The organism is Chitinivibrionales bacterium, assembly GCA_014728215.1.
Lineage (GTDB): Bacteria > Fibrobacterota > Chitinivibrionia > Chitinivibrionales > WJKA01 > WJKA01.
Window position 1 is genome coordinate 1 of record WJLZ01000206.1, and the last position, 13,872, is coordinate 13,872.

Annotated in this window: 10 protein-coding genes and 2 pseudogenes; 11 read left to right on the forward strand and 1 reads right to left on the reverse strand. The window is 50.4% G+C overall.

What is annotated here, in order from left to right; genetic code table 11:
- Positions 1-819: DUF3479 domain-containing protein (locus GF401_18785; protein ID MBD3347106.1), on the reverse strand; the 819-nt coding region annotated here is incomplete at its 3' end.
- 350 nt (positions 820-1,169) lie between these two features.
- Between GF401_18785 and GF401_18790 the strand changes: the two genes are divergently transcribed.
- From GF401_18790 to GF401_18840, 11 genes and pseudogenes are all read left to right on the forward strand, one after another.
- Positions 1,170-1,850, forward strand: coding sequence for a PEP-CTERM sorting domain-containing protein (locus GF401_18790; GenBank protein ID MBD3347107.1), 681 nt, complete (start codon positions 1,170-1,172; stop codon positions 1,848-1,850).
- A gap of 313 nt (positions 1,851-2,163) precedes the next feature.
- Positions 2,164-2,517: a hypothetical protein gene (locus GF401_18795; GenBank protein MBD3347108.1), complete on the forward strand. Its 354-nt coding sequence runs from the start codon at positions 2,164-2,166 to the stop codon at positions 2,515-2,517.
- A gap of 83 nt (positions 2,518-2,600) precedes the next feature.
- The gene (locus tag GF401_18800; GenBank protein ID MBD3347109.1) at positions 2,601-3,215 is read left to right on the forward strand and encodes a DUF4389 domain-containing protein; all 615 of its coding nucleotides are present in this window, start codon (positions 2,601-2,603) and stop codon (positions 3,213-3,215) included.
- A gap of 140 nt (positions 3,216-3,355) precedes the next feature.
- Positions 3,356-4,596: pseudogene (gene sbcD, locus GF401_18805) on the forward strand (exonuclease subunit SbcD).
- A gap of 11 nt (positions 4,597-4,607) precedes the next feature.
- A pseudogene (locus GF401_18810) lies at positions 4,608-6,967 on the forward strand (AAA family ATPase).
- Between the two features lie 270 nt (positions 6,968-7,237).
- Positions 7,238-8,071 (forward strand): hypothetical protein, encoded by an 834-nt coding sequence (locus GF401_18815; GenBank protein ID MBD3347110.1) that lies wholly within the window; start codon positions 7,238-7,240, stop codon positions 8,069-8,071.
- Positions 8,072-8,083: 12 nt separating this feature from the next.
- Positions 8,084-8,311 (forward strand): hypothetical protein, encoded by a 228-nt coding sequence (locus tag GF401_18820; GenBank protein MBD3347111.1) that lies wholly within the window; start codon positions 8,084-8,086, stop codon positions 8,309-8,311.
- Entirely contained in the window at positions 8,284-9,978 is a 1,695-nt protein-coding gene (locus GF401_18825; protein MBD3347112.1) for a hypothetical protein, read from the forward strand. The genes GF401_18820 and GF401_18825 overlap by 28 nt, the downstream gene beginning before the upstream one ends.
- A gap of 30 nt (positions 9,979-10,008) precedes the next feature.
- On the forward strand, positions 10,009-11,346 hold the full coding sequence (locus GF401_18830) for a hypothetical protein (protein ID MBD3347113.1): 1,338 nt from the start codon (positions 10,009-10,011) through the stop codon (positions 11,344-11,346).
- A gap of 23 nt (positions 11,347-11,369) precedes the next feature.
- Positions 11,370-12,554 carry a hypothetical protein gene (locus tag GF401_18835; protein ID MBD3347114.1) on the forward strand — a complete coding sequence of 395 codons (1,185 nt, stop codon included), beginning with the start codon at positions 11,370-11,372 and terminating at the stop codon, positions 12,552-12,554.
- 194 nt (positions 12,555-12,748) lie between these two features.
- On the forward strand, positions 12,749-13,840 hold the full coding sequence (locus GF401_18840) for a 3-deoxy-7-phosphoheptulonate synthase (protein ID MBD3347115.1): 1,092 nt from the start codon (positions 12,749-12,751) through the stop codon (positions 13,838-13,840).
- Positions 13,841-13,872 lie beyond the last annotated feature (32 nt).

The following is a 13,872-nucleotide window of genomic DNA, read 5'->3' on the forward strand; positions in this document are numbered from 1 at the left end:
ATTGTGTGGTGCGGTTGAAAAAACCGGTATGACATTGCACCCCCGGTCGCGCAATCGATGGATATACTCTTTTGCCGGGACCACACTCTGCTCGAAATGCATCCCCCCGTAGAAGAGAATGCCGATCGTGGGCATTTTTGCATTAAAACCGGTGTCGTGTTGATACGATTCGAGTGAGGACCAGGTTTTGGCGCTTTGGGGATCATAGACGCCAAAGTCCGGATATGCTCTGGGACGGGGCGATTCTCCGAGTGAAACGCCGCAGTATTCCCGCAGGGCCAGCGCCAGCATGTTGCAGATGTTCTCATCACCGCTGTGCCCCCAGTATTGCATGAACAGCGCCCAGTTACGGGCATGCTTGAGGGGTCCGAAGGGCAGAAATGTACCGACCCGCTCGATAATTCTCATTATACGCTGTGCGCGGGAAATACTGAATCCGCCGCGGCTTGGTTTTTTGCTTCGCCGAGCGCTGCGTTGCATGATTTTTTTCATGCTGAACCCGCCCAACCGAAGAAGCGACATCAGACGGGGTGAACCGCCGATAAGCAGTGCCACCGGCGTGGTTGAATCACCCAGCACCCGCTCGCAAATCCCCACCGCCCTGCCGTCACCGCGGATATCGAGAAACACCATGTCGGCGCTGCGAAGCGATTCGGCAACAGCCTCGCTTCTCACCGTATTCTCTTCGATATCGTGAGTGCAGAAAATCGAAACCTCGAGCTTGGCGCCGTATCGCTTTCTGAATACCGTTACACCGCCGCACAATGCAGTGCTGAGTGAGGCATTGATAATAAATGTTAGCCTGGTTTCGCTTTTCATAGTATTTTTATGCTGTCCGGCTAAGATGCAGAAAACATTGTGTTACGAATATACAATACGTGCTACCACCACCTCAAGAATACGGCCATTCTGCCGATACGCGATTACAACAATTGACAAAAAAGGAAACACACGAGCGAACCATTCCAAAGAAGCCACCACTCCCTCCAAAACCCCGGGCATAGAAACGGAAGTCCCTTTCCACCGCGCCTTTCCATTGCCCAAACAAAACCACTCCCGACTCTCCCCATAAACCATTGATTTATAAAGAGTTTAAAATGTAACAGAAATGTAATTTTGTTTTCCGTTCGTAAGGCATTATATTTAAAACAACCTAAAAGGAGGTTTTTATGAAAAAAGTACTCGCAGGCATACTGATTTCAGGTTTTATTGCAGTCCACGCCGATTTAATTGTCAACGGCGGGTTTGAAGAGTTCGGCGCCGAACAGGGGTTTGTCAACCATATATATATGAGCGACCTTCAGGATAATAACGACCCCGGTGTTTATCAGAACGATACGTGGGATGTCTACAAGACAATTCCCGGCTGGCATACGACTTCCGGAAGCGGTATCGAGATCCAGTACAACACGATTGTCGATGCCCATGAGGGTAATCTGTATGTTGAGTTGGATTCTCACCCCAGCCCCAACAGCAACAGCGGTATGACTCAGGATATCTATTTGGATGAGACATCCGACCTTGCACTGGGTTTCTATTATATTCCCCGCACCGATGATCAATATGATAACGGCATTATCGTTGAATTTGACGACCAAACCATTGATATTCTCGCCGGTTCCCGTCCGCCACAGAATGAATGGGTATACTATGAATACAGTCTCAACGATGTTGCCGCGGGGACTCATTCACTTTCTTTTATTGCCGACGGCACCGAAAACACCTATGGCGGTTTTATCGATAATGTCTCTCTGAATACAGTTTCAGTGCCCGAACCCGGAACACTCTCACTTTTAGGCTTCGGCCTTATCTCGCTTCTTGGCCTGATTCCAATAAGAAAGAAAAAATAACGCCTCCCGTAATTATATTGCCATAATCAGGTTGAAGCAAAATGGCCGCTTTCGGGCGGCCGTTTTATATTGATTCCACTCTCCACATATTTTCACTTTTGTACAGAATGGAGCGCGGGTAAGGTCGATATAGACGATATTCGTCGATCAGAAAGATAAAAATAACAGAAAACCATCGTTAATCAGCACATTGGCATAACCTGTGTTCTATATTCAGAACCCATCGTTTGGGTAGTTGTCATTTCTATTACAAAGTAAATTAATTATATTTTTACCAAAGCAATAAAGCGACATCAAACAAGGAGCACCATTAATGTTTTCATTACCGGTGGTATACAAAATATTTTTGATTATTGCTTTACTCACTACTGCTTCTGTTTCCGCAAAAACAGTTTCCTATAACGATTCATGCCCGATAAGCACCTATGTTCATTATCATGTCGGCAAATATCTTAACCATTCTTTTGATTGCATTATACCCCGGGCGCTCTGCGACTTGGAGCCACGTAGCGGTATTTCAATCCTTCAAGATCCCGATAATTACCTTGCGGGATTATTAATTGCCTATATCGATACCAACCGTACTCTATGTATAAGCCGACTTACAGCAATAGGCTGCCCCCCCGAACCTCAGTACGGCTGTCAAGGTGCTTTTACTTCACGATAAATTGAACAGTCCATTATGAATACACACTGGGATTTAATATATATTCCATAAAAACTCCTTTCTCCCATTTTCGAGGTCGTACAATGGAAACCATACAAAAAGAAACCGATTATCCCTCTGCGGATCTTTTTATCGAGTGCCCGTCGCAATCCGACAGGCTGTCGGCATTTTTCAGGATATTCTATGCCCTCCCGATTCTTATCCTTTTTTCGCTGGTAATTGGATTCAGTTCGGATGAGGGAATGATGATCGGCGGCGGCATACTGTTTCTTCCGGTGATGCTGACCATTCTTTTCAGAAACAGGTATCCAAAAGTATGGTTTGAATGGAATTTGTATTTATCGGGGTTCATGATGCGGGTTGTTTCTTACCTGTTTTTGCTTCGTGATGAGTATCCGTCAATCGACGATCAACAATTTGTCAAACTCGACCTTCGCTACCCCGATGTCGAAAAAGAATTGAGCAGAGGGCTTCCACTTATCAAATGGTTTTTAGCGATACCCCACTACCTTGTGTTGGCATTTCTTTTTATCGCAGTGATAACCATAACGATCATCGCATGGTTTTCGATCCTTTTCACCGGTAAATACCCTCCCCGGATGCATGAATTTGTGGTGGGAGTATTTAGATGGGGTTTGCGGGTGAATGCCTATGCTTTCCTGCTTTTAACCGACAAATATCCGCCGTTCAGATTGTAACGTTTTAGTAAATCGAGAGACAATTGCTCCCACTTCTGTAATCTCGTAACCTCGCAACCTCGCGCCTTAATCCGGCGCTGTATACCGAACAAAGGTGTACGACTTATCTATTTTATAGGAAATCATTTCTGGAAGGCCCCATGAAAATCCTCCACACTTCAGACTGACATCTGGGCCGTTCACTCTACGGCAGGAAACGATATGATGAATTTTCCGCCTTTCTTGAGTGGCTCGGAAAGACTATCGAGGATGAAAGTATCGACGCGCTGCTGATCGCCGGTGATGTGTTCGATACCAGTACACCCGGCAACCGCGCGCAAAGGCTCTATTATCGTTTTCTCTGCCGAATTGCCAATTCCTGCTGCCGTCACGTGGTTATCATTGCCGGCAACCACGACTCGCCGACCTTCCTGAATGCGCCTCGCGAACTCTTGCGGACCCTCAATGTCCATGTGGTCGGCGCTGCAACCGATAACTTGGCAGAGGAAGTGGTCCGGCTTTTCGATGAACAGGGGCGTCCGGAGGCGATTGTCTGTGCAATCCCCTATTTACGGGACAGAGATATCCGGACGGTCGAACCCGGCGAGACCAGTGACGACAAAACCGCCGGGATGATCGAAGGACTGAAAAACCACTATCGTGATGTGTGCGCTATCGCTGAGGAGAAGCAGCGGGAGGAGGCGCAGAAGGGGTATCCGGACGTGCCGACCATTGCCATGGGCCACCTCTTTACCGCCGGCGGGAAAACGGCTGAGGTAGACGGCGTGCGGGACCTGTATGTCGGGTCACTGGCCCACGTGGGAAAGGACGTGTTCCCGTCATCCATCGACTACCTCGCTCTGGGTCATCTCCATGTTCCGCAACGGGTGGGAAAGACCGAGCATATCCGTTACAGCGGGTCTCCCATCCCCATGGGCTACGGTGAATCGGGGCGGCAAAAAATGATCATTGTGGTCCACTTCACCGGCGCCACCCCGGCAATTTGGGAAATACCTCTCCCCTGTTTTCAACCCCTCGAACGGATCACCGGTTCCCTTGAGGATATCTGTGGAAGGATAGAACAATTGAAAACGGCACAGAGCAACGCATGGCTCGAGATCGAATATTCCGGCGCGGATCTCATCGGAAATCTCCGGGAACTTCTCGAGGAAACCGTTGCCGGTTCGATGCTGGAAATCCGTCGGATCAGAAACAAACGAATCATGGACCGTGTATTGAGGACCGTCCGGGAGGATGAAACATCGACGACCTGGATCCGTGTGATGTCTTTGCCCGCTGTCTGGATACCTTCCAGGTGCCCGCCGAGGAACGGAAAGCGCTGACAACATCCTATAATGAAATACTCATATCGCTCCATGAAGAGGACGCCAATGCGGAATAGAATGGCCGGTCATGAAGATTCTTGAGCTTAGATTTAAAAACCTCAACTCACTCTACGGAGAGTGGATCATCGATTTCACCGCCCCGGAATATATCTCCGACGGCATTTTTGCGCTGACCGGTCCCACCGGCTCGGGGAAATCGACCATACTCGACGCCCTCTGTCTGGCACTCTACGGCGCTGCCCCACGACTGGGGAAGATAACCAAAAGCAGCAATGAAATCATGTCCCGTCATACCGGCGAATGCTTTGCCGAGGTGCTGTTCGAATCCCAGGCAGGCCGGTTTCGCTGCCACTGGGCCCAGCACCGGGCCAGAAAAAAAGCCGATGGGCGGCTTGCCGACGCACGGCATGAGATCAGTGACGCAGAAACCGGAACGCCAATCGAGACCAAAAAGAGTCTGGTAGCCGGGGTCATTGAAACAAAAACCGGCATGGATTTCGAGCGGTTCACCAGGTCAATTCTCCTCGCCCAAGGAGGGTTCGACACCTTTCTCAAGGCCGACAGTGAAGAAAAATCCCGGATCCTCGAACAGATTACCGGTACCGGGATCTACACGGAGATCTCCCGGCGGGTCCATGAGCGACACCGAAATGAACGGGAAAAGCTCCAACTCCTGGAGGCAGAGACCTCGGGCATTGTGATCCTGGAACCCGAAAGAGAAGAAGAGGTCCGTCGAGAGCTACGCGACAAACAAAAACAGGAGGAGCGCCTGGCCGCCGAGTCGGCACAACTTGAAAATGCCCTGACCTGGTTAAGCCGTATCGAGAAGCTCAAAGAGGAAATCGACCTTTTGGACGGAGAACGCCGAAAACTTGAAGACGACTTCAAATCATTCACCCCCCACTCTCAACGGTTGGACCGGGCACTCGGGGCCGCCGAACTGGACGGTGACTATGCTACCCTGAACGCGCTCAGGAACCAGCAGCAAAAGGACCAACTCGCGCTTAAAGCATCACTCGAACAGAATGGTGAAAAGGTAAAAAGCGCCGAAGAACGCACCCGCTCAGCCAAAGAAAAACAGAAAATAGCAGCACCCTTGCTTCAGCAGGTCCGCTCGCTGGACCAGGCGCTGGCTTCTCAAAAAAATGATGTGGAACGTGACCAGACCGACTGCGCCCGGGAGAGAGCACAGATCGAAGAAAATGAACTGCTCAAATCCCGAACACTGAACAGACGAGAAACACTACAAAAGGAGCTTTCCGAGACCGGGGAATACCTTGAACAACACGCCCGGGACGAATGGCTTATCGGCGGTCTGGCCGGCATCGAAGAACAGCTTGGCGGTCTTGGCACAATGCAACACGAAATTGCATCGAAGACGACTGCGCAACAGAAAGCCGGCAAGAGCGTGGAGAAAATCACCGATGCCCTGAATGCGTATACAAAGCTGCGTAAGGAGCGAGGGCAGCAAGTCAACACGGTGGAAGAGTCGCTTAAAGAGGCTAAAAAGGAGTTGGATTCACTCCTGGAAAACCGCCTGATTCGTGAATACCGCACCGAAAAGGAGACCCTTCTTCGTGAAATGGCCTTCCTGACAAAAATTGCCGAACTCCGGGAGTATCGTTCCCGACTCGAAGACGGTATTCCGTGCCCGCTCTGCGGCGCCGAGGAACATCCCTATGCCCGGGGCAATGTGCCGGCTCCTGATGAAACGGAACAAAAGATTGCAGCCCTGAGCGAACGCATCCAAAAAGCCGAAACCCAGGAATCGGTTATCGTGAAGCTGCAGGGTGAAGAAAAAACGGCCTTGCACAGACTGAGGGAAAGCGAAAAACAGGAAACTGCTGCTGCACAGGAAAAGAAGAGTGCCGGCGGTGGGAAAAACTGCATACCCTGATCGGATCGGCCGACGGCAAGAGATACCGGAACTTTGCCCAGGGCCTGACCTTCGAACTGATGGTCTCCCACGCCAATCGACAACTGGCATTGATGACCGACCGCTATCTGCTGGTCCGGGATGAAGAGCACCCGCTGGAACTGAATGTCGTCGATAATTATCAGGCCGGTGAAATCAGGTCGACCAGAAACCTGTCGGGCGGTGAAAGCTTTATTGTGAGTTGCACCCTTGCTTTGGGACTCTCCCAAATGGCCAGTCGAAAGGTACGGGTCGATTCGCTGTTTCTTGATGAAGGATTCGGGAGCCTCGACCAAGAATCACTGGAAACCGCGCTCGAAACCCTGGCAGGACTTCACCAGGAAGGCAAATGTATCGGGATCATTTCCCATGTTGCCGCACTGCAGGAGAGAATCGGCACACGGATCAAGGTTATTCCCCGCTCCAGGGGCAAAAGCACCCTGAACGGACCGGGATGCAGGAAGATCACCCCTGCAGGATCAACCATCGATCCCCCCGATTCTCAGAAATAGCTCGCGCGCAATTCTCTCCAATGCCCATTTGTGATTCTTTCTCGATCGCCTGCACCATTCGGAACAATGCTTTATTCTGCTGTGTTTTATAGAATTTATCATACTTATGCAATAAATACAATAATTTTAAAGGGTGAAATTGCACGATTAGTAGTATATTATCTTATAGAACCCGGAATAGATAGATAATGTGCTGCCTGAAACCGTATAATCTTGGCGTATAGAACGATTTATGATCGGATCGGGAGAACAGGTGCGGGAGAAAAATGTATGCTACTGAAACGCTTTAATTATATGATATCCCTCCTTTTACTGATCTTTCAACCGTCCCTTAACGGGTCTCCGGCTGAAAGGCTGGACATGTTCGATTCTTCGGGCAACCCTCTTTTTTATGTCCTCTTTCACTATAACGGCGGCACTCTTAACGGCCGCACAGTCTACGATTACACCGGTAAAGAACGCGACAGCCGGGGATATATTCTCACCCGTTCGACAGCCACGCTCGACAACTCGGGGAAGCGGTCCGGCGAAGAATACCGAAACACGGTCGACCTTCGCACGGCCTGGTCGACCTGGGCATACGGCGGGGACGGCGGCAGCTTCGCCTTCTATGACCATTTCAGTGCAAAAGAAGGGAAAAAGGAATATGAAGGCTCCTATGCTCCAGGTATCAAAACCGGAGTCTATGAGTTTTTTGACAACACAAGCACGCAAACTCATCGGATTCAATACCACTATGACGGCGCCGAGCTTTCGAAAATCGACGTCTATGATGCCAACGGCACCCTCACCCATTACGGCATTGTGAATGCCACCGAGGTCGATGCGTTGCCCCTGGTATCCAGAGAAACGATCCTGGGGCTCAGAATATCCCGGAGTGCAGGCAGGGTGACGGTATCCTTTAACCTCTCCCGGAAAAAACACCCCCGGATTTTTCTTTATAACCTTCAAGGACAAATGGTTTCGAAGCTCCTGGACAGAAGGCTTGCCGGGGGTTATCACCGCTTCGTGTACCCCACGACGTCTCGCGAGAGCGGGATCTATCTTGTCGTGTTAATGATTGACAATGTAAAGGCAGTCCGCAAAATCCGGGTGGTGAACTAAGAGGAGCATAAAATGAAAGCACACTGCACGACATTACTCGTAGTGCTGGCAAGCTATTGCGTTGTTTTTGGCGATGAAACGCCGGTATCACCGGGTTTCATTACCGAACTTCTTTTTATGTACAATGAACTTCCGGGGGTCAACAAATCCCCCTATCTTTCCCCCGTGGATATCGCTGTTTCTCCCGATGAACAGACGCTCTATGTTGCGGAATTAACGCCCGTTGTATCGATTTCGTGAATGCATCTTCGGGTGAAGTCGACAAGAGGGTGTATGTTCCCAAAGCACCGCATGGAGTTGCCGTGTCTCCCGACGGGGCGACGTTGTATGCGGCCTGTTACTCCGACAAACGGCCTCTGGGCATAGTCAGTGTCATTGATATCGCCTCAGGGAATGTCACACGAAACATTCCGGCGGGTCACTCATGCCGGGCCCCGGTTGTTTCGCCCGACGGTTCGGTGCTGTATGTCTGCAATCGATTCGAAAATCTTGTTTCGGTTATCGATATTGGTTCCGGGACGGTAACGGGAACGATCCCGGTTGTACGGGAGCCTTACGACGCCGCGCTTACCCCGGACGGCTCGAAACTGGTGGTGACGAATTATCTCCCCACGGGCCGGTCTGATGTGGATATCCGCCAGTCGGCGGTATCGATAATCAACACCGCAACCGGGAGTGTTGAAGCCGATGTCTTGCTGACCAACGGTGCACAGAGCCTGGCCGGAATAACGATCAGCCCCGACAGACGGTATGCTTACGTGAGCCATGTCCGATCGAACCACACCATGACCCCCCTGTTTCCGATTGAAGGCGGCTGGATCAATGCCAATGGGTTCAGTGTGATCGATCTTGAACGGCAAGAGAATGTCAATGTCGTTCTTCTCGACGACCCTTTCGGCGGCGGCGCCGCCAATCCCTGGGGGATCGCCTGTGACGGCGACAAGCTGGTTATCACTACCACCGGGAGCCATGAAATCCATCTGATCGACCGAAATACGCTTCATCAGAAACTTGCCGCCGTAACAGCGGACCAGGACCTCTCAATCGACCTTACCTTTTCTCAGTCCTTTACCAGCCGTCGAAAAGTAACGGTGAAAGGCCCCCGCACGGTTGCAGTGGCCAAATCGAAGGCGTATATCGGCGGTTATTTTTCCGACAAAATAGAAGTCTACGATATCAGCGGTACAACTCCCGGCTTAAGCAGGACCATCACCCTCGGTCAGACACCGGACATGCAGGATGATACCATCCGCTGGGGTGAGTTCAACTTCTGCGATGCCTCCCCCCGGATATGCCAGGGTTCGTGGCAGAGCTGCTTTTCCTGCCATCCCGAGGCCCGCTCCGACGCCCTTAAATGGGACCTCGAAAACGACGGGGTGGGCAATTTCAAGAATGACAAGAGCCTGCTCTATTCTCATATTACACCGCCAAGTATGGTCACGGGGGTGCGTCAGTTTGCCGAGGTCGCTACCCGGAAAGGGGTTGAGTTGATCCTCTTTATCGACCCGGCATCGGTTGAGCCTGAAGCCGGTGCAATCGATGAATATCTTCGGATGGAACGTGCAGTCCCCAGCCCATTTCTTGACAAGGGGTCTTTGAGTGTGCTGGCCGAAAACGGAAAAGCGGTCTTCGACCGGCTTGCATGCGGGACATGCCATCCCTCAAACAACTACTATACCGATCAACGTAAACATTCGGGCCTGGTTGGGCCCGACGATCACGGCACCCTGGATGGAAGTTGGGATACCCCCACCCTCCACGAAGTATGGCGCACTGTTCCCTATCTTCATGACGGACGGTCGGCGACCATGAAAAAGGTGTATACCGATCCCACAAATCATGGAATCCACCAGGCGGTTTCCGATGAAGATATCGATGATCTGGTAGAATTTGTAAATTCGCTGTAACACATGTTCAGATTATAGGAGATTTTTTTTGTGAAAAATGGTATGTTTTTTTATTTTGTTATTATCGGAGTCGTTGTCTGTATGGTTTCTCAGGCAAGCGCCAAAGAACGAGAAAAAAAGATTACGATTACTCCCTGGGGATGGATGACTATGGGGGAAGTAGTGAAAAGCACTTTTATCGATGGCGATGTTTATGCCGACGATACGACTGATATTGGGCGAAAAAAATACGCCTACTCATCCAATTACTGGCATTTCGATTTTGCAGAAACCTGGATTATTTATACCGATATGGGCCTGCGCGTACAAGCGCCGGCCGGCGACAAAAGCGACATCACGGTTCATGCAGGCGCACGGATTGCTTTTAATACGGTGCTGAAAGAAAATAAATCCGAGCAGGAAACCCGTAATTTCATGCGCTCCTTTATCCCCTACCCGATCGAAACCTCCCTCTTTACCCGGCACCTGGACGCCGAAAAAGTGAAACTGTCAACCAAGCTCGGGTATTTTTCTTTTAAATACAATCCCGATGTTCGAAACCTGGGCGAATATCTTTTTCGCAGCGGCGCCTATCCTCCCATCGTGGTCTCCGGATTCGATATCGCCGATAAAACCAAAATTCTCGGTCTCCAGACCCGCCTGTCATTATTCGACAATCTGCATCAGGACTTTTTTGTTCACAGCGAAATACAGCGATATCCGGTGTACGATTTTTCACTTTCTTATTTAGTTAATTACACACCAAACAAGCTGTTTGACATCGGGGCGGGAATATCATTCAGTCATTTAATCTCGGTGGACGAAGAAAAAACCACGCCGGGAATCAAGGCTGCAGGACGAATCACTATCGATCCAAAGGCCCTCTTCGATATGCCGATTTTTGGTGAAGAGGACCTGAAGCTCTATACGGAAGCCGCTGTTCTGGGAATTAAAGATTATCCGGTTTTTTATGATGATATCAGAAAAAGAATTCCCGTCATGGTCGGATTCAATATCCCCGCTTTTAACATTCTTGACGTCTGTGCTCTGGAAGTTGAATATTTCCCCAACGACTTTTCCAATTCGGAGAACCATATCTGGCAACAAAGTGTTCCGATTCCATTTACCGGTGAAGCCAAACCCGCAGCTTACGGTGAGGTTAACAAGTATCCCTTTCCCCAGCGGGATGACTGGAAATGGTCCCTCTTTGCCGTAAAATCGGTGGGTGAGGTCGGCGAGATTATCGCTCAGGCGGCATCGGACCATACCTGGAGAAAGTATGTGACGACTGGAAAAGCCGGGTGGCTTCTGGGACTGGGGGATGAAGAACTCTGCCAGAGTCCCCTTGACTGGTACTGGATGCTCCGTTTCAAATTCTACCTCAAATAACCACGCAATTAGAAAGACAGATAATGCCCGAATTACATTCCTTGACATCGCAGGTAAAATGCTCGTATTTTTCGACAAGCTCGGGGGCCGATGAATACACATTTATCATCGAATGCTCCGGTCACATGGACTTTCCCGAAGCCCTCCGGGAAATCGACGGTTCCTATACCAATGCGCTTTCGGAACTCGGCCTCTCAAAGGAGACCCAGGTATTCAGCCGCCTTTACACGAGCGACATCGAGAATCAGAAAGAACAGTTGGCTGCCTCACCGCTGTACCGCCGGTTGCAACGGGGGGCGGTTTCGGTCATTCAACAGGCATCGCTGATCGGCGGCCCGATAGTCCTCTTCTCGTATCATATTAAAAACAGAGACGGCTCCTCATTTCCAAAAAAACATCTGAAAAGCGAGAACAATTCGTGGCGTAACGGAATTGTCCTCAAAGGCCACAACTATGCCATGCTCTGGAACGCGCTTTATGCCGGCGGCGGGGAATTCGATTCCCAGCTCCAGACCGACAGAATATTCAGGGACCTGAACGATTCGATTGAAAACCACGGCATGACACTTCTTGGTAACGGCATACGTACCTGGGTGCATGTCCGGGATATCGACAACCATTACTCGGGGATGGTCAAAGCCCGCCGGGTGTTTTTCGCCGAAAAGGACCTGACCCAAAAGAGCCGGTATCTGGCCAGTACGGGCATCGAAGGCGCTTCCATCGACACCCATTCACTGGTAACGGTCGACTGTATGTCCCTATCGAATTGTGTTCCGGAGCAGATTGTCCGCATGGAGGCACTTGATCATCTCTCCCCCACAATCGATTACGGCGTTACTTTCGAGCGGGGGCTCAGGGTACGGTTCGGCGACCGCTCCCATCTCTATATCTCGGGAACGGCCAGTATCGATAATAAAGGCACCGTACTCCATCTCAGCGATATCACACAGCAGACCCGGAGGACTTTAGAAAATATGAAAGCGCTGCTGGAACCCCATGGCGCGACATTATCCGATATGGCCTATCTTTTCGTCTATCTTCGGGACCCCCATGCAATCGACATTGTCCGCTCAATAGTCCAAAGGCATGTTCCGGAAAGCATCCCGATTCTCTATACCCAGGCAGCAGTGTGCCGGCCGTCATGGCTGGTTGAAATGGAAGGGGTGGGGATTATCCGGGATGATACCCCCTATCCGGTTTTTCTCTAAAAAGCCAATTGTATGCTCCGCCATTGGACATGAACGGCATAGAAAAGATATTTTTTAGATAACTACTCAGGTGGACCGGTCTCGTCATTCCGCCAAAAGCCTAAATGACGCCTGAAATCGTCCATAGGAACCTGAGTAGCTACTTTTTTAGTTTCGATTTACAAGGTACCTGTCAGCCATTCACCGGGATTATAATGAAAAAAAGTCTCAATGTCAAAAAACTCTCCGAGTGGGGGATTCCGTTTCAGAAGAAGTTTTTTATTGCCGGCCCCTGCAGTGCCGAATCTGAAGAACAGGTTATTGCGACTGCGCAGGAGTTGTCCAGGCATACTGTTTCCGTATTCAGGGCGGGTATATGGAAACCCAGGACTCGGCCGGGCACTTTTGAGGGTGTTGGCGCCGAGGGGCTGAAATGGCTTAAACAGGCCGGAAAAATAACCGGTCTTCCGGTGGCAACAGAGGTCGCAAATGCCCGCCAGCTCGAGCAGTGTCTGAAAAAAGGGATCGATATGATCTGGATCGGCGCACGAACATCGACCAACCCCTTTGCAGTCCAGGATATTGCCGATGCCCTTAAAGGCGCCGATATACCGGTCCTGATAAAAAACCCCATGAATGCAGATGTCGAACTTTGGCTCGGGGCGATCGAACGGATCAACAAGGCGGGTATCACCCGGATCATGGCCCTCCACCGGGGGTTCGCCACCTACCGTCAGGACAGATACCGCAATCAGCCGATCTGGCGGGTCCCGATCGAGCTGCGGCGGCGCTTTCCGAAATTACCCATTATCTGCGATCCGAGTCATATCTGCGGAAACAGGAAATATATCTCCGAGATCGCCCAGGAAGCTCTCGACTTTCTCTTTGACGGCCTCATGATCGAAGTACACCGGAATCCCGACAAAGCCCTGAGCGACGCCAAACAACAGTTGACTCCCAGGCAGTACGGAAACCTGATTAAAAACCTGAAAATTAAAGATATCTCCCTTGAAGAAAACGATTTTAACGAAAAACTGAGCCTCCTCCGTAACGATATCGATACGATCGACAATAATATTATCGCCCTTCTGGGCAAACGGATGGATGACGTAAAGCAGATCGGTGAATTGAAACAGCAGAATAAAGTCTCGCTTCTTCAGCCTGCCCGATGGGACCAGATTGTCAAAAGCAGAATCGACCAGGCAAAGGAACATAGTCTCAATCCCGATTTTGTGCGCGATATTTACGAACATATTCACGAAGAGGCATTGACTATACAGGAGGAAATGGGGAAAGCAATGGAGTGATGGAATGGTGGCGTACCGGCGTGCTGGAGAAT

Coding starts and splice junctions, on each gene's coding strand:
- GF401_18790 (MBD3347107.1), top strand. CDS start 1,170: ATGAAAAAAGTACTCGCAGGCATACTGATTTCAGGTTTTATTGCAGTC.
- GF401_18795 (MBD3347108.1), top strand. CDS start 2,164: ATGTTTTCATTACCGGTGGTATACAAAATATTTTTGATTATTGCTTTA.
- GF401_18800 (MBD3347109.1), top strand. CDS start 2,601: ATGGAAACCATACAAAAAGAAACCGATTATCCCTCTGCGGATCTTTTT.
- GF401_18815 (MBD3347110.1), top strand. CDS start 7,238: ATGCTACTGAAACGCTTTAATTATATGATATCCCTCCTTTTACTGATC.
- GF401_18820 (MBD3347111.1), top strand. CDS start 8,084: ATGAAAGCACACTGCACGACATTACTCGTAGTGCTGGCAAGCTATTGC.
- GF401_18835 (MBD3347114.1), top strand. CDS start 11,370: ATGCCCGAATTACATTCCTTGACATCGCAGGTAAAATGCTCGTATTTT.
- GF401_18840 (MBD3347115.1), top strand. CDS start 12,749: ATGAAAAAAAGTCTCAATGTCAAAAAACTCTCCGAGTGGGGGATTCCG.